The following is a 26341-nucleotide window of genomic DNA, read 5'->3' as shown; positions in this document are numbered from 1 at the left end:
ACTAACATGGTTAGTGTTTTTTTAATATTTAATTTTTACTTAATTTACATGGAGCCTTCAAAAACATCCCATGAGCTGTGGAAATAATCCCAACCAGAGTAAATAGTAAAGATCAAAGCTATGTAAAGCAAGATTGTACCAATATTATAGATATCACCAATTAATAGAAAGATGATGGATAACATTTGGCAAGTAGTTTTTATTTTACCGGGCATAGCAGCTGCCATAACTTGCCCTTTGTTTTCTGCCAATATCAGTCGTAAGCCAGTAACAGCCAATTCGCGACAAACAATAATAGCTATTACCCATGCTGGAGCTAATTTCAAGGAAATTAACATGATAAAAGCTGTCATGGTAAGCATTTTGTCTGCCAGCGGATCAGCAAATTTACCGAAATTAGTAACCAAATTGCGTGATCTGGCAATGTGACCATCAAACCAATCAGTTGCTGAAGCAACTGCAAAAACAATAGCAGCAATAATTAATTTCCAGTAGATAGTTTTCCCAGCAAATTGAAAACTGGCATTACCACCGAAAATAACAATTAACATAAAGACTGGTATTAGCAAAATTCTAAAAACCGTCAACTTATTAGGCAAATTCATTCTTAACTTTTCCTCCCACTATAATAACTATTCATTACGATCATTTCCATCAGATGAATTATTTCCAGAATGACCGCTATGAGTATTGGTATTTTGGTTGTTATTCGTCTGATTATTTTCGTGATTTGATTGATTATTATTCTGGTTATTTTGGTTAGTTTGATTGTTTTGTTGACCACTTGTTGAACCAGAATTATTAGTGCTGCTGCCGTTATTATGGTTGGTAGTAGACTGATTATGTTCTTGACTTTGGTTAGTTGAACTATTATGTTCAGAATTATGATTTGTGGTACCAGAATTATTTTGATTCTGCTGAGTTTGGTTAGTTTGACTATTAGTTCTCTTACCAATATAGAAAGTTAAAGCAAGATTTGAACTTTGAGCGTTATATGGTACTTTTCTGCCACCAATTGTAATAGATGTACTTAGCGCGTTACTAAAAGTCACAACCACTGTTTGTGCTGTTTCAGGAATTCTCAACGTGTGCTTTTGACCCGCAGTCAAAGTTTGACTACTTTGGTTAACTCCGTTCATTGCTATTGAAACAGTAGTTGCCTGATTACCAGCACGCACAACTAAGTTACGGTTATTTTTTAAACCAGTAATCTGATATTGATTTGTAGCTAATTCTTTAATTTTAACAGTCTTCTTTTTAACTTTTTTAGTCTTATGATGACGTTTGCCATTATCAGAAGAAACTGTTACATCGTTAGCAGCATTATTATTGTCATTGCGACTGGATGAAAAATGGGCATAGACAACATAGCAGACTAGAATAACGACAACAATTCCTAACCCAACGATAATCCGCGGAAGGTAATCTTGCCAGATCTTTTTCTTACTATTGGTTGTCTTGCTAACTTCTTCGCTTTTATTATCAATTGAATCTTCAACAAACTCATCTGGCTCAGATTTAGGAATATCATCATGATATTCACTTAAAAGCTTTTTGCCGTCTAATCCAACTATTTGAGCATATTGCCTGATAAAAGCTCTTACGTAAAAATCACCAGGAAGTTTATCAAAATCATTTTGCTCAATTGCCGTCAGATATCTGCCTTGAATCTTGGTTGCTTTTTCAATATCTTCAATTGAAAGTCCCTTTGCCTCTCTGGCACTGCGTAATTTATCTCCGATATCTGCCATAGTTACCTCTTTAAATCTATAATTTACTCTTTGAGTATAACATATACTCAATATTATTTTTATATTTAAATAAGCCAGCCGCCGCTGACGTAAATTGTCTGCCCAGTTAAATAGCTGGATTGGGCATCAAGTAGCGTTTTAACCCAATAAGAAATATCTTTGCCTTCAGCTAACCTGCCAGCTGGTATTTCGCCTTTAACTTCTTCCATTGCTTCAGGAGCGAGCATTGAATTCATTGCAGTATTCACAGCTCCCGGGGCAACGACATTAACAGTTAAATTAGCTGAAGCGACTTCACGGGCATAAGCTTGTGCAAAACGAGCAAGCCCAGCCTTAGAAGTGCTATAAACTGCCTCCATAGCACTCCCTGAGCCACCATAAACAGAGCCCAGAAATACAATTCGACTATAATCATTTTTAATCAAAGCTGGCTCAAGCAGCCCAATTAATTTAACCGGCACAGTCAAATTGACTTGTAAAATTTCATCAACTCTCGTCAAAGATTGACTGCTGACAAAGCTATAATCTGTAATACCCTGAGCAAAAACAGCGGCATTAACTGGTAAAAGCCCGTTAACAAATTCTTTTAATTCGTCATTTTTAGCCAGAAAATTAAGTTTGACAGGAATAAAATCCTGCTGGGGATATTTATGACTTAATTTTTGAGCTATTGTGCAGGCTTTTTGCCAATTTTGACTGCAATGGACATAAAGTGACCAACCAGCACTGGCCAAGTCTGTGCATATTGCCTGACCAATCCCACCAGTTGCACCAAATACTATCGCTCGTTGCAATTACAACATTCCTTTTAAACTTATTTTTATGAATTCAGATTTTGAAGATGACCGCACAGCAGTAAATGTCTGTCATTATAGAACAAAATCAGTTATGCATTCATATTCGATTTTATTTTACCATTATTTTTTTGTAAATTTGAACTATTAAAACGAGTCAATAAACTTTCTTAAAAATTAGTCCTGTTCGCCTTCTTTTTTAGGTGGTAACAATACTTGACGTGGTTTAGAGCCTTCAGATGGACCTACTACGCCCTTTTCTTCCATAGCATCGACTATTCTGGCAGCACGGTTATAGCCAATACGGAATCTTCTTTGTAAAAGAGAAACACTGGCAGTTTGCTGACGTCTAACCAGGTCAACGGCTTGATCATAAAATTCATCTTCAGGTTCTTCTTCTTTATTTTCAGAGGTTTCTTGACCCTTTTGCGGAATCATTCCCTTGTCATACTCCGGCTTTTGCTGCTTTTTGACCCATGAAATTACATTTTCAACTTCATGAGAAGAAACAAATGCCCCTTGAATACGTTCAGGCTTTGAAGCACCAACAGGCATATAAAGCATATCTCCTCTGCCCAGCAATTTTTCAGCACCAGTTTGATCCAAAATAGTTCGTGAATCAATTCCACTTGAAACTGCAAAAGAGATACGTGAAGGGACATTTGCTTTAATCAATCCGGTAATGACGTCCACACTTGGCCTTTGCGTTGCCAAAATCATGTGAATACCGGCAGCACGAGCCATTTGCCCTAAACGTACAATAGCACCTTCAACATCACGACCACCAACCATCATTAAGTCACTAAGTTCGTCAACTACAACCAAAATATAAGGTAGAGGTTTCATAGCCGGCTTTGACTTATCTTGATTATTTAGACGCACTTTTTCATTATATTCGCTCATATTACGGGCGCCACCAGCTGCAAAAAGCTTATAACGGCGTTCCATTTCTTTGACAGCTTTACTTAGTGCATTTGCCGCAAGTTTGGCATCCGTCACAACCGGAATTAATAAATGGGGCACTCCATTGTAAACAGAAAGTTCAACCATTTTAGGGTCAATTAAAATCAGTTTGACCTGGTCTGGTAATGCCTTCATCAAAATGCTGGTTAAAATAGTGTTTATGGCTACAGATTTTCCTGATCCGGTCGAACCGGCAATTAAAAGATGGGGCATTTTAGTCAAATCACCAGAAATAGTCTGACCACTTACGTCTTTACCTAAAGGCACCTGCATTGGATCCTTTTTAGCCTTCCTGTCTTGATTTTGCATAACATCTTTAAATGCCACCACTGAAGTATTTTTGTTTGGCACTTCTATACCAATATAGGGCTTACCTGGTATAGGTGCTTCTATTCTAATATCTTTCGCGGCCAAGGCCAGTGCCAAATCGTCAGCTAAATTGACTATACGACTAACCTTGACGCCAACCGCAGGCTGAACCTCATAACGCGTAATCGTTGGACCTAAAATCGCCCTTTTGATAATTACCTTGACGCCAAAACTCTTAAATGTTGATTGTAAAGTTTGCGTATTTTGGCGAATAAGAGCTTTATCAGTACTTTGATCAATATTTCTCACATTGTCGAGCAAGTTCAACGGTGGCTTTTGGTAATCTGCACTTACTTCTTGCTCTTTATTAAATTCGCCATGATCAACAGCTTCTAAATCCTGCTTGAGTTTTTGATCTTCTGCAATAAATGAATGAGAACGTGGTAATTTAGTAGCATTTTTTAACGGTTCCTGATGAGTTTGCTTCTTAGCAATATTATTTTGGCTGGCAACTTGTATCTGTGGCTCTACTGGTTCATGTTCAGGGACATCATCAAATTCAGCACTGCCGGAATCAAAATCATTTACGCCAGTTGCAGCAGTACTATTTTCAGTTGGAACATCATCAACTGAAAAGTCTTCTACGTCTGGAAAAATTGTTGAATTATCAGAAAGCGGATCGCGCAAATTGCGTGCATTTTCCTGCTCTTTCTTTTGTTCCTGTCTTTCCTTTAATAAACTGTACTTGTCCTTTATCTTAGAACCAGCTGCTTTATTCTTGTTTATAAAAAGTTGGCTGAAGGATTGAAACTTCTTGATCAGCGTAGCAAATTTAACGTCAAAAAACATCAAAATGCCACTAGGAATTAGTAAGATGGCGATAATTCTGAGACCAATATGCCCTAGCAGCGGATAAAATATTTGATAGCACAATGCACCAATTATGCCGCCGCCTACAGATTTAGTCACTGCTATTCTGCTAAACTCTGCTGCCATTTCATGCCAAAAAGCATTCATAAAAGCATTATTTACCAATTCATGTTCAAAAAAGAGGCTACTTTGAATCAGCAAAAAACCTAAAATAGCTAAAAACAGGCCACAGCTGCGCTTAAATTTAAAATGCATTGGCTTGTTATAAATAAGCATCACCAAACCAAAAATAATGCAAATTCCAGCGGCAAGTAAATAAGAGTCGCCAAAAAAGAGCCGAAACACATTGGCAATTTGCTTTCCTAACATTCCAAATTTAGCAAAAGCTAAGACAGCAATAATAATTTGTGCAAGTCCAATAATTGCCCACATGAGCCCATTGGTCTGTTTCTTGTTGGCGACTTTGGTATTTTTTCTCCTTTTCTTTCTAGGCATGATCTTACCAGTTCACAACTTAAAAATTAGCTTTGAAGTTCAAATTAACTGGTTTATCAAGAGTAATCTGAGTAACTTCATAAGTTAAAGTTTCAATGTATTCAACTAGGGGACGGCTAAGAAGCTGGTAATCAGCCTTACCGAGATCGCTCCCATCGCCAAAGTAATCTTTTATTTTGACAATCTGACTAATCATGCCACTAACTGCAAATTCTCCTGGTGCTGGTGCAACATCGAAAACAACGGTGACGTCAAAATAACTGCCATCTACACCAGCGTCAGTTGTACCATCTTCATTTTGCTTTTCGACTTTTTTAAGTCCAAAGTTCACCTGATCTTTGACTTCAGGTTCTTCATTAATGTCATAATGGAAATTTTTAACCAAAACAGGAGTTTCTTTTTCAAAATCCATCTTATTTTCCTCCTAAATTGCGTTCATAGCGTTCAGGGCGATTATAGCTGTCCTTCAACTTATCATTTTCATAATGATGAGAAGTTTCCAAATTAGGAAAACCTTGCTGCCGCAAAGCTTCAAGTAAAACAATTGCCACTGAATTAGCTAGATTATAGCAACGAATATTATTGGACATCGGGATGCGCAAATTGCGTTCATAATATTCTCGCATAAACGTTTCTGGTAAACCAGTAGTTTCTTTGCCAAATACAAAATAATAATTTTTTGCGGGATCAGTATAATCAACTTGTGCGTAATTCTTAGATGAAAACTTGGAAATAAGGTACATTTCATCATTGGGGCCAAGTTGATTTAAAAAAGCGTTAAGATCATCATGTAGCCGAACATCTACTTTATCCCAGTAGTCTAGTCCGGCCCGTTTCATCTTTTTATTATCAATTTGAAACCCTAGGGGCTCAATCAGGTCAAGAACAGTATTAGTTCCAGCACATGTTCGGGCAATATTACCTGTATTTGCAGGCATTAGTGGTTCATATAAAACTACGTGATTTGTCAATCTCTTTCTTCTCCTTAACCAAAAATTCACTAAAAGCCTAACTTATTTTTTAGACTTTTTTTCAGCTTGATCGCCGTTGACACTTTTGTCGTTATCAGAAATCACTGGTACAGTTTCTTCAACCTCATCTTCTCTAAAAACTTGTGAAACTTTACGATAGTAATTATACACACGTAAAATAATGATTTTTAAAATAGCATAAATTGGGATACCAAAGATGACGCCCCAAAGTCCCCAAACAGAACTTGAACCTATTAATAATAAAATAGTGGTTACCGGGTGCATCTCCATCTTGTTTCCCATTACCAAAGGACTAATAACCCTTGATTCAATGGTCTGTTCGATTGCAAAAACAACCAAAACTTTAATTACCATTGGTACAGAAAGCATGATAGCAATCACGATTACAGGTATAAAGGAAATAAAAGTACCAAAATATGGAATAAGGTTAAGAATACCGCTTAAAACTGCAAGGGCAATGCCGTACGGTAGGCCAATGATACTGTAACCAATGGCAAACATGACTCCGACCCAAAAGGCAACAGTAAGCTGTCCCCTAATATAAGATGCCAGTGCAGTATTAATATCGTAAAGAAGTTCACCGAAACTTTTTTGCCAGCGCTTTGGAGCAAATTGCATTAAGTATGGGCGCAAGTTATGAGCATCTTTTAACATAAAAAACAGAATAAAAGGTGCGGTAAGTAAAGTCATAACGATAATAGTCACAACACTAATTGCTGACGAAATGTTGCTTAACGCCGCATTGACTGCCTCATGACCTGACTTAAAGAGCATATCTTGTGCACGATTAATAGCATCGTTAATGTTGCCCTTCACACTATGTAGTTGTGGATTGCTTAGTGCATCTTGCACAGCGTTGGTCGCATCTTTCCAAATATGCGGCCAATGTACAATTAAAGAATTAATTTGACTTTGAACTATTGGTAGCAAAGTATTCACAATCCAAACCAATAAAATTGCCACTAGAATAAATAGTCCCAAGATTGTAATCAGTCTCGGCACCTTAAATTTCCGCTCTAAAATGTCTACCAGCGGGTTCATAATATAAAATTGAATTAAAGCCAGCATCAGTGGTGGTAAAATTGCACTCACGAAAACTTTTGCCGGGTTAAGAACAAATGAAATTTTGTTGAATAACCAAATTACAAGGAAGAACAACAAAATATTTAGTAAAGCAATACTAAATCTGTTATTTAAAAACCATTTTTGAAAGATGGTTCTCTTTTTATGTTTTTTCTCGTAGTCCATCAAATCATCCTAATCAAATGTGTTCATATACAATATCATCGCCAATTTTAAATTCAGGTATTGTCTGCTTATCCTCTATTGTGAAATATACGGCATTTGCTAAAGGATTTTTAGACTTTTTCTGATTAAAAAATAATGTGACATGACCCAAAGCGCGCATATCACTGGTAACCATGGCACCGACAAAATCGGCCACATAGGTTTGACCATCAATTGTAATTGTGTCGCCTTTTTTCATAATAAAACTAGCTAAAGGGGTTTGAGGATCGAATTTTTGAATAACGGAAACGTCTACCAGTTCTGGAGTAACATTTTCGCCAAATAAAATCACCATATTACCCTTAGGTTCAATAGCTTGTTTACCAATTTTTGTAATAGTTGCTGTCCACTTCATTTTTTGCTCTCCTTAAGCTCTAATTTTAGCATAACAAAAACCGCTTAACTAATATATAAGCGGTTTTCTTTGTGACTTCTTTATTTTTGATGGTATAAAAGCCATTTCTTTATTTCATCAATTATGACCAGCGGTACTGGTAAACAAAATAGGAATATCCAGTCAACAGGTAATAATCTAGTAGTATTAAATAACTGTTGCAATCCTGGAGTAACCGTTAATAAAAAGAATAAAAGAATTTCGAAAAGGATGCCAAACCAAATACTCTTATTACTAAACAAGCCTTTTTTGAAAAGTGAAACCTTGTTTGTTCTACAATTCAATACGTTGGCGATTTGCGTAAAAATGATTGCCCCTAATACCATAGTAGTAGCACGCATGTAAACTTGGCCGCTAGCGGCTAACGGATTTTGTGGCCACCCATTTTGAAAATTGACGAAGAAATAAGCTCCGACTGAAATCGCGCTGGAAATCAAACCATACCATAAAAATGCCTTGATAATGACGCTTCTATTAAGCAAGTGTTCGTTGCGCTGCCGCGGTGCTTGTTTCATAACATCAGGATCAACTGCTTCTTCGCCTAATCCCAATGCTGGAAGCATATCCGTTCCTAAATCGACTGTTAGAATCTGCATAACAGTCATTGGCAGTGGTATTGCGCCTCCTGAAAACAGGAACAAGATTGAAGGAAAGGCCTCAGGTACGTTTGAAGTTAAAATATAGGTCAAAAATTTGCGAATATTACTATAAACAGCTCTACCTTCTTCGATTGCGGCTACAATTGAAGCAAAGTTATCATCTGTTAGGATAATATTGGCCGCATCTTTGGCAACATCAGTACCAGACAAACCCATTGCAATACCAATATCCGCTTGTTTTAATGCAGGAGCATCATTAACTCCGTCACCGGTAGACGCGACGATTTCGCCATTCTCCTGCAATGTTTTAACAACTTTGTATTTTTGTTCAGGAGCAACTCTGGCAAAAATAACTTCGCCTTTTAAAGCCTCACGTAAATCAGCATCGCTCATAGACTCTAGTTCGTCACCAGAAATAACCCGAGCTTTATCAGAAGTTAGACCAATCTGCACTGCAACAGATTTTGCAGTTAATTTCGAGTCGCCCGTAACCATAATAATTTTGATTTTTGCTTCGTGGCAACGTTTGACTGCATTGTATATCTCTGGACGTGGCGGGTCGCTCATAGTGGTAAGTCCAACAAACACTAAGTGCTGTTCAGCTGACTCGATGGTTAACTTAGTGACATCGGTATCTACTTTGTCAACAATTCTATAAGCCATCGCCATACTTCTTAAACCTTTAGCAGCATATTCAGCATTATATTGTTGAGCACGTTTCTTATCATCAGGTGTCATTTCCCGAATTTTACCGTCAACCTGAACTTGATCACATTGTTTGATCACATCACTGAATGAGCCTTTAGTAAAAATAATATATTGGTGATCATTCCAGCGATGAATAGTAGACATCCGCTTTCTGTTAGAATCAAACGGTAATTCACGTAAACGGGGGTATTTGACCAAAACCTTTTGCCGATCAAAGCCGGCTTTTTCAGCCATAATAATTAAAGAAGCCTCGGTAGGCGTTCCCAAAATCTTTGGTTTTCCGCCCCTTACTTTACTTGGCTGAACAGCAGTATCATTATCTAAAGATGCAATTTGTACCAGTTTATGTAAATCTGGGTTTTCTTCGTACCAAAGCTGTTTATCGTTTAGTTCAATTTGCCCGTTATTCACATAACCATTACCAGTAACTCTATACTCATTTTTAAGAGTCCACAAATAGTGGATAGTCATTTGGTTTTGAGTTAAAGTTCCAGTTTTATCAGAACAAATAACCGTAGTTTCTCCCAGAGTTTCAACAGAGTTTAATTCCTTAACTATGGCATGCTTTTTAGCCATGCGCTTAACCCCTTGAGCCAAACTTAAAGTAACAGTTGGCAATAATCCTTCTGGGATAAACGCAACAATCATCCCTAAAGCAAAAATAAATGCTTTAGCAAACGGATACTTAACAAAGAAAATGGCAGCGATCAAAAAGACGATACCAATCGAAACAGCAATCAAGGATAACTGCTTAGTTAAGCGGTTGAGTTCCTGAGTCAAAGGACTATCTACCTTATTCTGCTTTTGTGTTAACTGGGCAATTTTACCAAATTCAGTATTCATTCCCGTGGCAAAAGCAATTGCACGTGCTGTCCCAGACCCAACAGTTGTGCCGGAGTAGACCAAGTCGGTCTCCGCATAGCTGCCTTCTCCAGGAGCATAATCCGTTGTCTTAGATTCTGGAACAGATTCACCGTTTAAAGCACTTTGATCTACTTGCATGGAATTAGCAGTGATTAGTCTGGCATCAGCTGGAATAGCATTACCAGCTTGTAGAATGAAAACATCGCCCGGAACTAATTCCTTAGCATCAATCTGTATTTTTTTGCCATCACGTATGGCCTGAACATAGGTCGGTAACATGTTATTCAGAGCATCTGTCGCTCTCTTAGCTGCTCGCTCCTGCCAGAAACTAAAGAGACCGTTAATAATATTAACCAGCCAGATTGCAATTCCCAGCTCTATTGTTCCGCTAAACATAGCAACTAAACCAGAAATCCATAATAAAATTGCCATCATACTGATGAAATTTTTAAAAAATGCTTTCCATTCTGATTCTTCTTGCGACTTTTTAATTTCGTTACGACCGTATTTTTCTAATCTTGCGGTTGCTTCTGCAGAAGTCAGACCTGCAGAAGATGAGTGAAGATTAGTATAAACTTCAGAAATATCATTCTTGGCATAAAGCTCCCGAATTTTATTTTCATCCATTTTCAACATACCTCTTAAATTCATATTTTTTGTTTATAGTAACTAATATAACTGACAACATACTTTAACACTTTTTATATATGTTGAGCTGTTCAAAATTTTTACAATTGCATGTCATGCTATACTAATTATTGAAACAATTATAAATTAAATTGGAGGCTTTTCAAACATGAAATTATTAATTGGCGGGTATACCAAGAAAAAGGCCACAGGAATCTATGAATTGCCGCTTAAAAAAGCAGACGGCCTGGAAATGCAAATGGGGCCTGCTAAAGAAGTAATTAAGGTTGGTGGACCAACTTATTTCGTACAAGATGACAAATTCATCTTTACTATTAACAATGCTGGGGATAAAGGCGGCATTAGTTCATTTGAATTAGTCAATGGTCAATATACGGAAAAAGATTCATACTTGACCCCTGGTTCATCACCAGCTTATATCGGGATCAACAGAAACAAAAAACTGCTTTATACAGCAAATTATCACACTGCTGTTCTGGCTGTCTTTTCTTACGATCAAGATGGTAGTTTGACCTATTTAGATTCAGTAACCCACACAGCTGACACACTTGGTCCTTGTCCAGAACAAGCAGATGGCCCCCACCCGCACTTTTTTGACGAAACCCCTCAAGGCAACTTAGTGAGTTGTGATTTAGGCAATGACTGTGTTGATTTTTATAGTTTCAATAACAACAAACTAAAACACTTGGCTAAATATCAAAATGAGCCTGGATTTGGCACCCGTCATATCGTTTTTAGTCCTGATGGTGGTTACTTTTACGTTGTGGGTGAGCTTTCAAGCAAGATCAATTTGGTAGCAATTGATGAAACTAACTGGCATTTTAAAAATATTGCCACCTATTCAACAATCCCCGATGATTTTTCAGATCATAACGGTTCAGCAGCAATTAAAATTAGCCGAGATGGCAAATTTATTTATACTTCAAATCGGGGTCACGATACTATTACGGTTTTCGCCGTTAATGCTGATCACACCTTACAATTACGGCAAAGGATTTCAACCTTTGGAGAATTTCCGCGTGACTTTAACTGGGATGAGAGCGAGAAATACGTGGTAGCTACTAATCAAAATACTGATAATGCTACTTTATATACTCGTGACGCTGAAAATGGCTGTCTTACTCCTATCCAAAAAAATATTTTTGTCCCTGAGGGTACACGCGTACTTTTCAGTGAATAATTTAGGAAAACAAAAAGGTTGTCTCTATTTAGAGACAACCTTTTTTATTATCATTTTTTAAAGCTCTGCCACAATTTCATCATATCCGATGCATCTGCGATCGCAATTTGTACTTTTTTGGCAGGATTAAAAGGATCTGGGAATTCCAAATAAAAACAGCTTAGTGCCTGCCGGCTAAAATCATCTTCTATACCGTAAAAGGGATCGCCAAAAAGAGGATGACCAATATATTGCATGTGTAAACGAATCTGATGCGTCCGCCCGGTAAATAACCGTAATTCAACTAAACTGGCACCAGGTCGTTGTGCAATAACCTGATAAGCGGTTTTGGCTCTCTTACCTTCAGGGTCAATACAGCGCACTATTGCAGTTCCCTTCCGCCCAATTGGCTGATCAATTATGCCAGCCAGTTCATTTTGAGTAAAATTACCGTGAACTATTGCATGATATTTTTTGACAAAGTCTGTTTTAGGAATTTGACTAAAACGTGCATGGGCAATAGCATTTTTACCAATTAGAACTAAACCTGACGTATCGCGATCAAGGCGAGTAACAACATGCGGTTTGACACCACGCTCATTTTTTTGAGCAAAATAGCCTAAAACCTGATTAACAACTGCATTATCATCATAGCGTGAGGGTATGGATAAAATACCAGCCGGTTTATTAACCACTAAATAATTATCAGTTTCTTTAATAATATCCACTGGTTTTTGTGAAGGGACCAGCCAGGGATTATCCTTTTCTTTGCCCGGCACGAAAATAACTTCATCACCGGTATGTAAAAGATAATTTGTATATCTTCTTTTGTGATTGACCAGCAATAAACCGCCAGCATTTTTGGCATTATTGACAGCTCTTTTTGAAAAACCATTTTTCAATAAAAAAGCCCCTAATTTTTTGGGGGCTTTATCTTGTACCAAAACTTTAAATACTGTCATCTTCATCTCCAATAAAGGCACTCTGAACCCGTGACCAAAAATGAGTATGTCCAAAACGATCGAAATGTATTTCTTTGCTAGAAATACGATAATCAATTCTCTTAGCATTACGGACATTGATGCGGCGCCCGTCTACAGTCATGACAAAATGATCAGCCTTGGGCACTACTGTAATCCACTGCTCTGGCGCAAGTACAATGGGTGAAGATAGTGTTCTAAAAATACGATTATTGATAGAAGCTATTTCAGCCATTTGCAGCGCTTTTAACCGAGGATGGATCACCGCCCCGCCAATTGACTTGTTATAGCCGGTTGACCCGGTCGGCGTAGAAATACATAGACCATCACCGCGAAAATTTTCGAACAGCTGGTTATCTATATAAACCTTGGCTTCAAGTGTATGGGATATCCGTTTGACTGCAGATTCATTTAACGCCAAAAAGTGCTTTTTTTCGCCAGCTTCAGTCAGTAATTTTACATCAAGCAATGGATAAGCGGCCGATTCTGGTTCTCGTAAAAACAGTGCATCCACCATCTTATCAACATCAGGGCCTTGCCAGTCAGTATAAAAACCAAGATGACCAGTATGAATGCCAATAAAACGAATTGAGCTTATTTGATTTTCATAACGATGAAAAGCATTAATTAGGGTTCCATCACCGCCAACAGTAATAACCACATCAGGGTATTTGGCATCAAAAACTACCCCTTTTTTCGTTTCTAATAATTTCCGCAAATGCGCTACCACTTTTAAAGTTTCTTGATTAGTGTTATGGGCAATTGTAATTCTCATTATTTTTCCTTACCCTTGTTTTTGGTAAAAACCTTCTGAGCCTCTTGCACTTCATCTTTAATTAAAGACATTTCTTCATCAAGTTTATAGGCTGTTTCTGCAGTGGATTTTAGCCTTTGGGAAATATCTTTGGGGTAAGAGCCTTGGTACTTATAATTTAAAGTATGCTCAACAGTTGCCCAAAAATTCATTGCCAAAGTTCTAATTTGTATTTCTGCCAACAATTTTTTTGATCCAGTAGGTAAATAGACAGTATATGAAATCACCATATGATAAGAACGATAACCGGAAGGCTTAGCATTTTGAACATAATCTCGTTCTTCAATCACTTCCATATCATCCCGCTCATGGATTAAGTCTACTACTTTATATATATCATCTACAAATTGACAAACTATTCGTATCCCTGCTATATCCTGCATGTCAGTCTCAATCACATCCGGACTGATAACACGCCTTTGCATTTTTTCTTTAATTGAATCAACAGTTTTAACTCTGCCGACCACAAATTCGATCGGTGAATGTTCACCTTGAGTCAAAAAACTTTGTCTCAAAGAACGAAACTTCACCTTTAATTCTCGCACGGCCTCATCATAAGGCCATAAAAAATTATCCCAATCAAAATTCATAGAAATAATTCCTTTCTCAACAGCATATCCATTTTAACATAAAATATATGATAGCAATTTCATAGGATTACCTTGTTTAAGCATTCTTGCCCTTTTTGAGCTATACACAACTCCAAAAACTTCTTTAGCCATAGGATTTATTCCTTGCACAATCAACCTTTTAAGATTATGATAAATTTATTAATTTTAGCAAATATGTACTCTTATAGCATTTCTATCAGAAATCGTATTAGAATAGTAATTTGCGGAATACCTACTCGATTTATTTATTTTTTTCAGAGTTAAATTTTGAATTTTCGTAGTGAAGTGTACAAAATACTTTATAGACACTTTTTATATTTATAAAAAGAATGGAGTAGTACTAATGGCAGAAAATACCGAGATAGAAGCAAAAATACTTTTACCACAAGAAATTTTCCAAAAGCTGTGTAGTGATTTTACAGTAAAAGAAAGTTTTAACCAAGAAAATTATTACTTCGATACCAGCAATAGATTACTCAAAAAAAGTAGAATCAGTTGCCGTATCCGTATTTTTTCTGATCGGGCTGAACAAACGCTCAAAGTGCCTCATCAAAATCCATTGCAAAATAAATTTCATGAGGCGATTGAAATAAATGATAATCTTTCGCTAAAAGAAGCCCAGGATTATGTCAAAAATGGTCTTAATAATCAGCACATTACCTTTAAATACAGCGCTGGTAAATATTTAAACCAGCACTTTGACCATAATCTGCAACTAAATTTGCAAACCTATAGTAAAACGCACCGCATACTTGCAAATGGTCCTGAAAATTGTGAGCTGACCTTTGATGACAGTACCTATCCCGACGGCTATGAAGATTTTGAACTTGAAATAGAAAATAATAACCCTCAAACAATTAGCGTGGTTTTGGATAAGCTAAAGAAAGAATATGGTTTTACTCAAACCAAAAGCAATACCAATCGAGCAAAAATTGCACGCGCTTACATTCATCGTGTTAAAATATGATAGAGAAGGTATGTTTTTTGTTCAAAGGATAGGTATTTGATAGAGTTGTACATAATAATCAGTTTTGGAGGAGCCTGATCATGTTTGAGATTTTTCTCTTTGTGAATCCTGTTGGCATTTATTGCTATAACACAGAGACATTAATTAAAGATGCAATTGATGAACTCAATATTAATTCTTCTTATCATTTTGTTCCCGTAATAAATGCTAAAGTTATTAAAGAAGACATCATTAGAAGAAAAAAAGCTGGTCAAAGAATTACTGATATACCGCAATATACCATTGCGTCTTTTCAGGCGCTACGTCATTATCATGCAATTAAACTTGAATACGGTAACAAAAAGGCACGCGCTTATTTAGTTGCCCTGCAAAGAGCAATGAGCGAAGACTTTAATAAATACTCTGAAGATTTGCCCAGACAAGTTGCTAGTGACCTTAACTTAAATTTTAATCGCATAAATGATCGCAGGATTGCCCACTATATTGACGATTCAATTTTCCAAGACAAAAAATTAGTTCGTAAATTTAATGTGAGAAATATTCCGACTACAATTATTTTCAATGAAAGTGGTAATTACAGCGGCATTATGCTGGAAGGAATATTAGCTCATGATAAACTGGTTAAGCTTTTTAAAAGTAACGGCTGTATCAATGAAGAAAAAAGCAATTACTATCCTATTAGACACTTACGTTTGATTTAAATACTTGGTGATATTATCACAAGTGTTAATAGCGCGAAAATTTTGAAAAACCCAAGGCGGCAAATCTTCAATGGTTTGCCGCTTTTTGTATAATTTTTCTGCTATTTGCAGGCCTTTTAAACTTTTTTGCGCAAGTTGTAATTGCAGGTACTCTTTTTGCTTTTGCGAGTTCACCTGATATTTTTGTAAATCTGGCTGAAAGTGCCATAAATTTCTTAATCCAACTGGATTTAAATTAAAAACTTGTATTTGATAATGAAGTTTATTCGTAATGGGTTCTAATAAGACGTTATATTTAAGGCGCAATATTTTTTGTTGCGGATTAATTTCTAAATAATAATCTTGCCATGCTTGATTATTGCGAAAAAAAATAAGTTGCGACTTTTTTAAATTTTGTTCTAAATAGTGCCTCTTACCTACAATCCAAATGTCTTTCACCCCTAAATGCCGGTAAAGCAAGTGGCGGTGACGAAATTCTGATTTATTAAGAGGAGCACATTGAATTTCAAAAGCGAGTTTTGGGCTGGCCAAAATATCAGCACGCAATTGCCCATTTGCTAAACTAGCTTCCATTTGTGCATCAAAATGCGTTTTTCTAAGAGCTGTATAAAGCAGTTCTTTACTTAGAGCATGTTCTTTATTTTCCCCAGACATATTAATCACTTGAGCAAGATGCTTAAAATATGACCCCTCTTTTTTGTTTACCAATTGCACTTCTCTTTGACAATGCGGGCAAAAATATTTTTGACTTAAATTTTTATTTTGCTGCTTTTGCGCTTCATCAACAGCTAATACTAAGACATTATTCAACAAAGCTGCGTACATTTTTATCACCTAAAAATAAGTACGCAAAAAAGGCAAGAATTAATTCTTGCCCTTCTATCTAATTAAAAATATTTTCTATTTAATTTTGCTAAAATAATGGCGCAAGCAACCTAAAGCATCATGTGCAATTATCCGCTTGCCATTGATACGTACGCGAGCCATTTCATTTGCTTTAACCTTAATACCATATTCATTTGCAATCGCCCATGCGTCGGCAGGTTTGATTTCTGCATAATCAGTATCAGTAAATGTCAGTTCAAGGTAAAATTTTCCTCGTTCAAAGTAAAGACTGGATTCTAAATCAGCAGCTAACAGACTATCAGCCAGTTCCACTACTTGATTAAGATCGTTGAAACAATATCCCTGTTTCTTCTGTAACTTCCAAAATTCCTTCTTACCCTTAGGAGTAGAAGAAGTATCTTCTTCACTATTTCCTTCGTCTTCATTTTCCAGATCAAGAAAAGATCTCCGTGAATCTTGATTGTTCTTCCCATTATTAGCGGTATCATTATCAAATAATTGGGCTAAATTATTCCGATCTTTATCTGTTACTTTGGTGATAAGTAAATCAAGTCCACCATTATTAGGCATTACTTGAAAAGTAACCGGCGCATCCTGACTAAATGAGTGATCAGTATCTATTTCGTCCAAAATCGAATAAAAGAAATGTTGAATTTTATTTTTATCGCCCAGTAAATCTAAAACTTTAAGTCCACGATTAGCTAGTTCTTTTTTACCTATTCTCACGCGAATTGTGTTGTCGTTAATATGATCTACTTGCATGAGTTCTCACCTCCATCAGGTTCTTTGTTCTATTGTAGCGTACTTTCCCAATAAAATAAAAGCGTTAGTTTAAAAACTAACGCTTTTATTTTAAACTTTCATGAATTTTATAGATCTGCAATTTTTTGCATTTCTTCAAGTTCAAGACGACGGACTTTTCTAGGTAAAAAGCGTCTGATCTCGTCTTCGTTATAGCCAACTTGAAGTCGACGGTCATCCATAATTATTGGACGTCTTAAAAGACTTGGATTCTTTTCAACCAAGTCAAGTAGTTGATCGATTGACAAGTCATCAAGATTTACTTTTAATTGTTGAAATGCTCTTGAACGCGTAGAAATAATTTCTTCAGTACCATTTTCGGTCATACGTAAAATTTGTAAAAGCTCTTCTTTAGTTAAAGGCTCAGAAAAAATATTTCTTTCCTTAAAAGGAATGTCATGTTTTTTTAGCCAAGCCTTTGCCTTACGGCATGATGTACAGCTCGGAGATATATATAAATTGACCATATATTTCACGCTCCTTCAGAATTAGTCTTCTAAATTATTATAGCATACTACTTCTTTTTTGTAAGTAGATTTTCCATAACTAACTATAATTTTATGGTAATTTTTAAAAGTGAATATTCTATGACTTTTTTACCAAGAAAGATTAAAGAAATTAAAAAAGGACACATTAAATTTTTATGAATGTATCCTTTTTTTAATCAATATTTATTTGTCCACTTTTTTCATTAAGTCACTAACTAACTGCTCATTTTCTTCAGCAGTTTCTGAAACGTAACAAGCTTTATTAGCTAATTCTTTAATATCATTAGTGTTCAACTTCTTCATTAAACTTCTAATGCGCAAAATTGAAGTAGCACTCATTGAATATTCGTCTAATCCCATTGAAAGCAGGATTGGGAACATTGTGCTGTCTCCAGCTGCTTCACCACACATGCCACACCAAATGCCATTTTCATGAGCTGCATCAATTGTGTGCTTAATTAAGCGTAAAACTGATGGGTTGGCTGGTTGGTAAAGATAAGAAACATTATCATTGCCACGGTCGGCAGCCATTGTGTATTGGATCAAGTCATTAGTACCGATTGAGAAGAAATCAACTTCTTTAGCAAGTTGATCAGCTAAAACAGCAGCGGCAGGAACTTCAATCATCATTCCAACTTCTAAGTCAGAACCCATTTTAACGCCTTTAGCTGCTAATTTTTCTTGCTCCTCTGCCAAAATTGCTTTAGCCTTGCGTAATTCGCCTAAAGTACCAATCATTGGGAACATAATTCCCAACTTACCATAAGCTGATGCGCGCAAAAGAGCTCTTAATTGTGTACGGAAGATTTCTTCATTTTGAAGTGAAAGTCTAATAGCACGCACACCTAAGAATGGGTTCATTTCATCTGGCAAATCCCAGTAGTCAAGATGCTTATCGCCACCAATATCCATGGTTCTGATAATAACTTGTTTACCGTGCATTCCTTCAATAACTTCCTTGTAGGCTTCAAATTGTTCATCCTCAGTCGGGAAGTCTTTTGAATCCATATACAAGAACTCAGTTCTGTATAATCCAACGGCTTCAGCACCATTATCATTTACACCCTGCATATCATTTGGCGTACCAATATTAGCAGCAATTGTGAACTTCTTGCCATCAGCTGTGACAGAAGGTTCATTCTTTAATTTTTCCCATTCAGCCTTTTGCTTTAAGAAATCAGCACTCTTTTGCTTATAATCAGCGATTTGACTATCAGTTGGATCTACAATCACGTCACCATTAAGACCGTTAACTGCAACAGTCTCACCATTTTGAACATCTTTGGTAATAGAATCTGTACCGACAACTGCTGGCAATTCCAAAGAACGTGCCATAATTGCTGAGTGCGCAGTTCTACCACCAATGTCTGTAACAAAGCCCTTAACGTATTTCTTATTTAATTGAGCCGTATCACTAGGGGTTAAGTCGTGAGCAACCACTACAACTTCATGGTCAATAGAAGCTGGATTTGGTAATTCTTTACCCAGTAAATGAGCCATGATCCTCTTAGAAACATCGCGAACATCAGCTGCACGCTGCTGCATGTATTCGTTATCAGTCATGCCTTCAAAAATTGTAATGAATTTTTGCGCAGTTTCATCAAGAGCAGCTTCACTATTAACCTTCTGCTCCTTAATTTCATTTTCAATTGCACCCGTAAACTCAGGATCATTTAGAATCATTAAGTGAGCTTCAAAGACTTGAGCTTCATCTTCACCTAAACTCTTCTTCGCACTATCGCGAATTTTTTCAACTTCAGCAGTAGAAACTGAAATTGCTTCTTTATAACGAGCTAATTCACTATCAACATCACTAACTGTGGCTTTGGTGAATGAAAGATCTGGTTCAACCAAGAGATAAGCTGGTGCTACAGCAATACCATCACTTGCAGCAATTCCTTTTAATGTCTTGGTCATTATTCAGCCAAACCCTCTTTTTTCATTGTTTCAGAAATAGCATTGATTGCATCTTTTTCATCATCACCATCAGCACTGATAGTAACATCAGCATTCTTACCAACACCAAGTGACATAACACCCATGATTGACTTTAAGTTAACTGATTTACCATTGTATTCCAAGTTGATATCTGAACCAAACTTAGAAGCAGCTTGTACTAGCAATGTAGCTGGACGAGCATGAATACCTGTTTCTGCAACAACATGAAAATCGCGTTTTTCCATTATATATATCTCCTTTGAATTCAAAAAATCAAACCGGTAGTAAATACCTATTCGCTTACTTAGACTATCATTTTTTTGTGAATTAGACAACATAAATGTAACAGTTTACATCATTAAACTTCAGTCTTGGTTTGCGAATAAATTATTTTACCGCCCCTCAAAGCCTTTCCGGTTATATTTTGCCTTTTGCCAAAAGACCTTAATGCAGCTTGAAATTCAAAAGCATTTTGCGGGTCAACTTCATAATGATCAAGTTCCCCATTTGCCAACTGCTCTAAAATTTTTTGATAATCCATTTTACCACCGCTTTTTTTAAACCGATATCATTACAGCAATTTTTTTGATTTTGCCTAGAATTATTTTATCATATTTAAGCTACTTACAAATAATAAGAAATAAGTTTTAGCACTTGATTATTGCGAGTGCTAATTATATAATTTAGTAAATTGATATGAAAGGCGGTAATATAATTGCTTTGTCAAAACTGTCAAAAACGACCAGCCTCCATTCACCTTTTTGCAGAAGTTAATGGACAGCGTCGAGAAATTAATTTATGTGGACAATGTTATCAACAACTTAAACAACAAGGAAATATTAATATGAACAATGACAATAACGGCTTCTTCGGCGATCTCAGCGATTTCTTCAACTATAATGGCAACGCTGGTAACCCAGGGGATCCTAGAATGAGTACTGGTGGTCCGGGCAACGCTAACGGCAATAATGGTGCTGGCGGTGGTCGGTCACTGCTTGATCAGTACGGAACAGATCTAACCGCTCTAGCAAGAAAAGGCAAAATCGATCCAGTAATTGGCCGTGATAAAGAAATTGCGCGCGTGATAGAAATTCTGAACCGCAGAACTAAAAACAACCCAGTCTTAATTGGTGAAGCCGGTGTCGGTAAAACAGCTGTAGTCGAAGGCTTGGCCCAACAAATTGTCGATGGCTCGGTACCTGCCAAGCTGCAAGATAAAAGAATCATATCACTAAATGTAGTTTCTTTAGTTCAAGGTACAGGTATTCGCGGTCAATTTGAACAGCGTATGCAGCAACTACTTAAAGAAGTACAAGGCCATGATGATATTATTCTCTTTATTGATGAGATTCATGAAATCGTTGGTGCAGGCAATGCCGAAGGCGGAATGGATGCCGGCAACATCATTAAACCAGCCCTCGCCCGTGGTGATTTGCAACTAGTTGGCGCTACCACGTTAAAAGAGTATCGGGAAATTGAAAAAGATTCTGCTTTAGCAAGACGTTTCCAACCAGTTGATGTCAAAGAACCATCAGTAGCTGAAACCATCCGTATTTTAAAAGGTATTCAAAAGCGCTACGAAGATTATCATCACGTTCACTATACTGATGATGCGATCAAAGCTGCTGCAGAATTGTCTGAGCGTTACATTCAAGACCGGTTTTTACCTGATAAAGCCATTGACCTACTCGATGAAGCTGGTTCACGAATGAATTTAACCATTCCTTATGTTGATAAAGAAAAAATGAAGGAACGGATTGAAGCAGCGCAAAAATTAAAGCAGGAATCATTAAAGAATGAAGACTACGAAAAGGCCGCATACTACCGCGACCAAATTGAAAAATATAATAAAATGAAGGATCAAAAAGTTGATCCAGATAAATCTCCGGTAATCACCAGTAAGATTATGAACAAGATTGTCGAAGAAAAGACTGGTATCCCTGTTGGAGATTTGCAAAAGCAGGAAGAAAACCAGTTACAAAACTTGGCACCAAATCTTAAAGCGCATGTTATCGGTCAAGACAAAGCCGTTGACAAGTTGGCGCGGGCAATTCGCCGGAATCGGATCGGTTTTAACAAATCTGGTAGACCAATCGGCTCCTTCCTCTTTGTAGGACCAACGGGAGTTGGTAAAACCGAACTTGCCAAACAACTGGCTAAACAAATGTTTGGTTCAGAAAATGCTTTAATTCGGTTTGATATGTCTGAATACATGGAGTCATACTCTGTTTCTAAATTGATCGGTTCTGCTCCGGGTTATGTTGGTTATGAAGAAGCTGGACAACTTACTGAACGAGTACGTCGTCACCCATACAGCCTAATACTGCTTGACGAAATCGAAAAAGCTGATCCTGCTGTTATGAATTTGTTCTTACAAATACTTGATGACGGTCGTTTAACTGATTCACAGGGAAGAACGGTTTCATTTAAGGATACTATTATCATCATGACTTCTAACGCGGGCCAGGGTATTAAAAATACCAGTGTCGGCTTTACTGCTGAAAATGCTAATGATAAGCCTGATTCAGCAAGAAGTTCAATGAGCCAGTTCTTTAAGCCGGAATTTCTCAACCGTCTGGATGATGTAATCGAATTTAACGAATTAACTAAGGAAGACTTAGTAAAAATTGTCAATTTGATGTTAACAGAAGTCAACGATATGGTTAAAAACCAAGGTTTACAGATTACTGTTAGTGATGAAGCAAAGAACAAGTTGGTCGAAGAAGGTTATAACCCTGCTATGGGTGCAAGACCTCTTAGGAGAACTATTCAAGAAGAAATTGAAGACAAAGTGGCAGACTATAAACTGGATCATCCTGCAGCTAAGCGCTTATTAGCTAGCGTAGCTGATGGCAAAATTGTGATTAGTAATGATGAAAATATCGGTGATACCGAGGTTAACACCGAAAATAATTAGTTAAATTAATTTTTCACTAAGCATGATTATTGCAAATTATGATAATCATGCTTTTTTTTAAAGAAAAAAGTTATGATTAGTTGTATACTAAATAAAAAAGAGCTACTAGAAGAAACGGGTGAAATCCATGCATTTGATAGATGTAACCAATAGTTATCGGGACCTTGTTCATAGTCAACTAAATACCACTAATGTAAATTATGTTAAAGTATATTCTCTAGGCAATACTTCTGTTATATACACCGAAAGTGATAAAGCTATCGGGATTGTCTTGGAAAACCACAATCGACGCGTCCGTAAAGATGAAACAGACTTTGTAATTGAACGATTAGTTAAACAAAAAAATCCTTCGTATGTTTTAACTTTTGACAAAAGTCAACATGTGATTGAAATTCACATTGATAAATAAAAAAACTGGCTTAATGCCAGTTTTTTATTTAGAGCTTTTCTGTTAATTTCACGTCAGGATACTTATCCCGGAAGAAGCGCTCAGCAAATTGGTTTTCAAATAAGAATAATGGTTGACCGTAGCGGTCTTTGACCAAAAGGTTACGGCTATTAGCCATAGCGGGATCAAGCTGATCAGGATCAATCCAACGTGCAACTCTGTGACCAATATTTGTCATCTCCACATCGGAATTATATTCATTCTTCATCCTAAATTTAAAAACTTCAAATTGCAGTTGTCCCACAGCACCTAAAATATATTCATCAGTCTGATAATTTTGGTATAACTGAATGGCTCCTTCTTGAACCAGTTGCACCATTCCCTTATGAAACGACTTCTGCTTCATCACATTTTTGGCAGTGACTCTGACGAATAACTCCGGTGTAAATTCCGGTAGCGGAGGGTAAACAATCTTGCGCTTACCGGCATAAATACTATCACCAATTTGAAAATTACCCGTATCATATAATCCGACAATGTCACCTGCCACGGCATCCGAAACCTGCATTCTTTCACTTGACATAAATTCAGTTGCATTGTTCAAGCGAATCGGTTTACCCGTACGAGCCAAAGTAACATCCAGTCCCTTTTTAAATTCACCGCTACCAATACGGACAAATGCAATACGGTCACGGTGATGAGGATTCATATTAGCTTGAATTTTAAAGACAAAACCGGAGAAATCTTGATCATCTGGGGCTAAATTTTCGCTATCATTAACTTCATGGCTGGCAGGTGAAGGTGCAAGCTTGACAAAGCTCTTTAAAAATGTTTCAACTCCAAAATTAGTTAAGGCAGAGCCAAAAAATACTGGGGTTTGATCTCCTTTAACAATTTTAGCAAGATCAAACTGGTTACCAGCTTCTTTAATTAATTCAATTTCTCCCAGAGTATCCTGAAATTGCGGATTTTGACTAAATGGTTCACTAGCAGGCAACTTACCCTCTTTATTAAGTGCTAAAAAGCGGTCAGGTCCATCTTTGTGGTACATTTCAATTTGGTTGTTGGCAATATCATATAAACCTGCCAACGTTTGGCCAGAACCAATAGGCCAATTCATGGCTACGCCTTCGATACCTAACAGGTCCTCAAGTTCCGCAATCAAATCAAGTGGCGGTCTGCCGTCACGATCTAGCTTATTCATGAAAGTAAAGATCGGAATTCCTCTTTGCTTAACCACCTTAAATAATTTTTTGGTTTGCGGTTCAATACCTTTAGCCGAATCAATGACCATAACCGCGGAATCGACCGCCATTAAGGTTCGATAAGTATCTTCGGAAAAATCTTCGTGTCCGGGAGTATCGAGAATATTAATTCTTTTTCCCTGATACTCAAACTGCATAACTGAACTGGTAACGGAAATACCACGTTGCTTTTCGATTTCCATCCAATCACTAGTCGCATAGTGACCAGTTTTACGAGCTTTAACAGTTCCTGCACTACGAATTACGCCACCAAAAAGAAGCATTTGCTCCGTTATCGTAGTTTTCCCTGCATCCGGGTGCGATATAATAGCAAATGTTCTTCTTTTTTTAACCTTATCTAATAGTTCATTACTCATTAAGTATTTTGTTCTTCTTTCTTCTTTGGTTTTTCCTCAGGTATAGTTAGTAAAACAGTCATCAGTCTTGAACGCATCATCCTTCTAGTTGTCAAAACCATGCCGTTATCCAATTTAACCGCTAATTTTTCTCCTTTGGCTGGAATTATGCCTAATTTGGTAATCATATAACCTGCAATGGTATCTACATTTTCCATTTCCAGATCAGTACCAAATTCTTCATTAAATTCATCAAGAGGCATTTTACCATAAATGACATACTTATTAGGGGCAATCTGGTGTACCAAAACTTCGGTTTGATCTACTTCGTCATCAATATTACCGACTATTTCTTCAATAATATCTTCTATTGTAGCAATACCAACCACACCACCATACTCATCCGTCAAAATAGCCAATTGCTGCTGCGTCTGCTGCATTTCAAACAACAAATCACTAAGTTCAGTTGTCTCTGGGGCAAAGAGGGGTGGATTCATAACGTCATCATAAGTAATTTTGTCAAAGCCCTTCTCCCAAGCTTTACGCAAAACCGTCCGAATATGAATGATGCCTACTATTTTATCCTTATCGTGTTGATAAACCGGTATTCTGGAATATGGTTCACGCAGTATTTCCTTAAGATGATCCTGCAAACTCTCCTGGCAATCAACCATAAAAGCATCAATTCGCGGAACCATTACTTCACGTACCATCCGTCCCTGAAAATCCAAAACTGCATTTAACATTGAAAATTCGTTATCATTGATTTTTTTCTGCTGATGTAAATCTTCAATTTCTGAAATTAAATGTTCTCTTGTTTCTTCATCATTTGTAGGGGAAAATTTATTTTTGAAACGCTCGAATAAATTCCCCTTCTCAGGGTCGCTAGTCATTTTTTTGCTCTCTTTCTTAAAATAACGTATTAAATATCAACATTATATCATGTACACAAACAATATGTTAGAATAGCACGTAAGAAATGAGGTCTTACCATGAAAAAAAGTCATGTCATACTTGTTTTTACGTTCTTACTTTTAATTCCTTATTTATGTAGTTTAACTATTATTGGCATTGGCTACGATGCTCTTGTTTTGCATTCAGCCGATCTTTTCCGCACTACCATTGGCGCTATAGTGGGTGCTTTAATAATGTTTGCCATCAAAGCCACGATTCAAAGACCAGTTGACTTGTTAGCCGTTGAAATAGATGATGGCTTGTTAAAACAATTATTACGCTTTTTCAGCATTAGACGGCGCTATTTTCTACAAGTTGCCAATGTAATCTTAGATTTTATTCTTTGTTTTGCAGCCACTTTTGTCGTACGTGAATTTTTAACCCTAGATCAAATAGTGGGTAAATCAGCGGGAATTGTGATGCTGGTAATGCTTTTATCAACTTGTCTGGGCGCTTATGTTGAGTATGACAACCTGTCAATTGATCCTAAACAACACTAACTG

At 36.9% G+C, this 26341-nt stretch carries 26 protein-coding genes; 6 read left to right on the top strand and 20 right to left on the bottom strand.

All coding sequences use genetic code 11. The annotated features are described in order from the left end of the window. Window positions 1-44: 44 nt before the first annotated feature. The 9 genes from pgsA to LACWKB8_RS03095 form a co-directional block, all read right to left on the bottom strand. Window positions 45-605: a CDP-diacylglycerol--glycerol-3-phosphate 3-phosphatidyltransferase gene (gene pgsA / locus LACWKB8_RS03135; protein WP_038521864.1), complete on the bottom strand. Its 561-nt coding sequence runs from the start codon at window positions 603-605 to the stop codon at window positions 45-47. Window positions 606-632: 27 nt separating this feature from the next. Next, window positions 633-1751: a RodZ family helix-turn-helix domain-containing protein gene (locus tag LACWKB8_RS03130; RefSeq protein WP_038521862.1), complete on the bottom strand. Its 1119-nt coding sequence runs from the start codon at window positions 1749-1751 to the stop codon at window positions 633-635. Between the two features lie 65 nt (window positions 1752-1816). Continuing rightward, window positions 1817-2545, bottom strand: a complete 729-nt coding sequence (gene ymfI / locus LACWKB8_RS03125) for an elongation factor P 5-aminopentanone reductase (RefSeq protein WP_038521859.1) — start codon at window positions 2543-2545, stop codon at window positions 1817-1819. 177 nt (window positions 2546-2722) lie between these two features. Then, window positions 2723-5182 (bottom strand): DNA translocase FtsK, encoded by a 2460-nt coding sequence (locus LACWKB8_RS03120; protein WP_038521856.1) that lies wholly within the window; start codon window positions 5180-5182, stop codon window positions 2723-2725. A 19-nt stretch (window positions 5183-5201) separates the two neighbouring features. Next, window positions 5202-5594 (bottom strand): DUF1149 family protein, encoded by a 393-nt coding sequence (locus tag LACWKB8_RS03115; protein WP_038521853.1) that lies wholly within the window; start codon window positions 5592-5594, stop codon window positions 5202-5204. A gap of 1 nt (window position 5595) precedes the next feature. Further along, the gene (locus tag LACWKB8_RS03110) at window positions 5596-6153 is read right to left on the bottom strand and encodes a tRNA (cytidine(34)-2'-O)-methyltransferase (RefSeq protein WP_038521850.1); all 558 of its coding nucleotides are present in this window, start codon (window positions 6151-6153) and stop codon (window positions 5596-5598) included. 42 nt (window positions 6154-6195) lie between these two features. Beyond that, on the bottom strand, window positions 6196-7422 hold the full coding sequence (locus LACWKB8_RS03105; RefSeq protein WP_046326906.1) for an AI-2E family transporter: 1227 nt from the start codon (window positions 7420-7422) through the stop codon (window positions 6196-6198). 13 nt (window positions 7423-7435) lie between these two features. Continuing rightward, on the bottom strand, window positions 7436-7816 hold the full coding sequence (locus LACWKB8_RS03100) for a PTS glucitol/sorbitol transporter subunit IIA (protein WP_038521847.1): 381 nt from the start codon (window positions 7814-7816) through the stop codon (window positions 7436-7438). 80 nt (window positions 7817-7896) lie between these two features. Continuing rightward, complete coding sequence (locus tag LACWKB8_RS03095; protein ID WP_038521844.1) at window positions 7897-10653, bottom strand: cation-transporting P-type ATPase; 2757 nt, start codon at window positions 10651-10653, stop codon at window positions 7897-7899. Between the two features lie 169 nt (window positions 10654-10822). Here LACWKB8_RS03095 and LACWKB8_RS03090 point away from each other — a divergent pair, with 169 nt between their 5' ends. Next, window positions 10823-11854, top strand: a complete 1032-nt coding sequence (locus tag LACWKB8_RS03090) for a lactonase family protein (protein WP_038521841.1) — start codon at window positions 10823-10825, stop codon at window positions 11852-11854. Between the two features lie 50 nt (window positions 11855-11904). Here the strand turns inward: LACWKB8_RS03090 and LACWKB8_RS03085 are convergent, their stop codons facing one another. From LACWKB8_RS03085 to LACWKB8_RS03075, 3 genes are read right to left on the bottom strand one after another with little or no spacing between them, the layout of a single operon-like run. Next, window positions 11905-12795 carry an RluA family pseudouridine synthase gene (locus LACWKB8_RS03085; RefSeq protein ID WP_038521838.1) on the bottom strand — a complete coding sequence of 297 codons (891 nt, stop codon included), beginning with the start codon at window positions 12793-12795 and terminating at the stop codon, window positions 11905-11907. After that, window positions 12782-13588, bottom strand: a complete 807-nt coding sequence (locus LACWKB8_RS03080; protein WP_038521835.1) for an NAD kinase — start codon at window positions 13586-13588, stop codon at window positions 12782-12784. The genes LACWKB8_RS03085 and LACWKB8_RS03080 overlap by 14 nt, the downstream gene beginning before the upstream one ends. Then, window positions 13588-14217 carry a GTP pyrophosphokinase family protein gene (locus LACWKB8_RS03075; protein ID WP_038521832.1) on the bottom strand — a complete coding sequence of 210 codons (630 nt, stop codon included), beginning with the start codon at window positions 14215-14217 and terminating at the stop codon, window positions 13588-13590. The genes LACWKB8_RS03080 and LACWKB8_RS03075 overlap by 1 nt, the downstream gene beginning before the upstream one ends. A 364-nt stretch (window positions 14218-14581) precedes the next feature. Here LACWKB8_RS03075 and LACWKB8_RS03070 point away from each other — a divergent pair, with 364 nt between their 5' ends. Together LACWKB8_RS03070 and LACWKB8_RS03065 are read left to right on the top strand one after the other, a co-directional pair. After that, window positions 14582-15205 carry a CYTH domain-containing protein gene (locus LACWKB8_RS03070; RefSeq protein ID WP_038521829.1) on the top strand — a complete coding sequence of 208 codons (624 nt, stop codon included), beginning with the start codon at window positions 14582-14584 and terminating at the stop codon, window positions 15203-15205. Window positions 15206-15285: 80 nt separating this feature from the next. Next, complete coding sequence (locus tag LACWKB8_RS03065) at window positions 15286-15906, top strand: DsbA family protein (RefSeq protein ID WP_038521826.1); 621 nt, start codon at window positions 15286-15288, stop codon at window positions 15904-15906. Here the strand turns inward: LACWKB8_RS03065 and LACWKB8_RS03060 are convergent. The 6 genes from LACWKB8_RS03060 to LACWKB8_RS03035 form a co-directional block, all read right to left on the bottom strand. Continuing rightward, window positions 15892-16731 (bottom strand): competence protein CoiA family protein, encoded by an 840-nt coding sequence (locus tag LACWKB8_RS03060; protein WP_038521823.1) that lies wholly within the window; start codon window positions 16729-16731, stop codon window positions 15892-15894. The two genes, LACWKB8_RS03065 and LACWKB8_RS03060, sit on opposite strands and share 15 nt — an antisense overlap. A gap of 75 nt (window positions 16732-16806) precedes the next feature. After that, the gene (locus LACWKB8_RS03055; protein WP_038521820.1) at window positions 16807-17514 is read right to left on the bottom strand and encodes an adaptor protein MecA; all 708 of its coding nucleotides are present in this window, start codon (window positions 17512-17514) and stop codon (window positions 16807-16809) included. A gap of 107 nt (window positions 17515-17621) precedes the next feature. Beyond that, window positions 17622-18020, bottom strand: coding sequence for a transcriptional regulator SpxA (gene spxA, locus LACWKB8_RS03050; protein ID WP_038521818.1), 399 nt, complete (start codon window positions 18018-18020; stop codon window positions 17622-17624). Window positions 18021-18224: 204 nt separating this feature from the next. Further along, window positions 18225-19958, bottom strand: a complete 1734-nt coding sequence (gene ptsP / locus LACWKB8_RS03045; protein ID WP_038521815.1) for a phosphoenolpyruvate--protein phosphotransferase — start codon at window positions 19956-19958, stop codon at window positions 18225-18227. Further along, window positions 19958-20224: a phosphocarrier protein HPr gene (locus tag LACWKB8_RS03040; protein WP_034977366.1), complete on the bottom strand. Its 267-nt coding sequence runs from the start codon at window positions 20222-20224 to the stop codon at window positions 19958-19960. Before LACWKB8_RS03040 ends, ptsP begins: the two co-directional genes overlap by 1 nt. Window positions 20225-20337: 113 nt before the next feature. Beyond that, window positions 20338-20520, bottom strand: coding sequence for a hypothetical protein (locus LACWKB8_RS03035; RefSeq protein ID WP_038521808.1), 183 nt, complete (start codon window positions 20518-20520; stop codon window positions 20338-20340). A gap of 174 nt (window positions 20521-20694) precedes the next feature. On the opposite strand from LACWKB8_RS03035, the gene LACWKB8_RS03030 reads away from it, so the two are divergent. Beyond that, complete coding sequence (locus tag LACWKB8_RS03030; protein ID WP_038521805.1) at window positions 20695-22896, top strand: ATP-dependent Clp protease ATP-binding subunit; 2202 nt, start codon at window positions 20695-20697, stop codon at window positions 22894-22896. Window positions 22897-23023: 127 nt separating this feature from the next. Further along, window positions 23024-23305 (top strand): DUF1827 family protein, encoded by a 282-nt coding sequence (locus LACWKB8_RS03025; protein ID WP_038521802.1) that lies wholly within the window; start codon window positions 23024-23026, stop codon window positions 23303-23305. 28 nt (window positions 23306-23333) lie between these two features. Here the strand turns inward: LACWKB8_RS03025 and LACWKB8_RS03020 are convergent, their stop codons facing one another. Continuing rightward, window positions 23334-24905 (bottom strand): peptide chain release factor 3, encoded by a 1572-nt coding sequence (locus tag LACWKB8_RS03020; RefSeq protein ID WP_038521799.1) that lies wholly within the window; start codon window positions 24903-24905, stop codon window positions 23334-23336. Continuing rightward, window positions 24905-25777 carry a hemolysin family protein gene (locus LACWKB8_RS03015; protein WP_038521798.1) on the bottom strand — a complete coding sequence of 291 codons (873 nt, stop codon included), beginning with the start codon at window positions 25775-25777 and terminating at the stop codon, window positions 24905-24907. The genes LACWKB8_RS03020 and LACWKB8_RS03015 overlap by 1 nt, the downstream gene beginning before the upstream one ends. Before the next feature lie 99 nt (window positions 25778-25876). Between LACWKB8_RS03015 and LACWKB8_RS03010 the strand changes: the two genes are divergently transcribed. After that, window positions 25877-26338, top strand: coding sequence for a hypothetical protein (locus LACWKB8_RS03010; protein ID WP_038521795.1), 462 nt, complete (start codon window positions 25877-25879; stop codon window positions 26336-26338). Window positions 26339-26341 lie beyond the last annotated feature (3 nt).

It is taken from the genome of Lactobacillus sp. wkB8 (assembly GCF_000761135.1).
GTDB classification, from domain to species: Bacteria; Bacillota; Bacilli; order Lactobacillales; family Lactobacillaceae; genus Lactobacillus; species Lactobacillus helsingborgensis.
The sequence above is the reverse complement of the archived record's forward strand: the minus strand, read 5'-3'. Positions and strand labels throughout refer to the sequence as shown.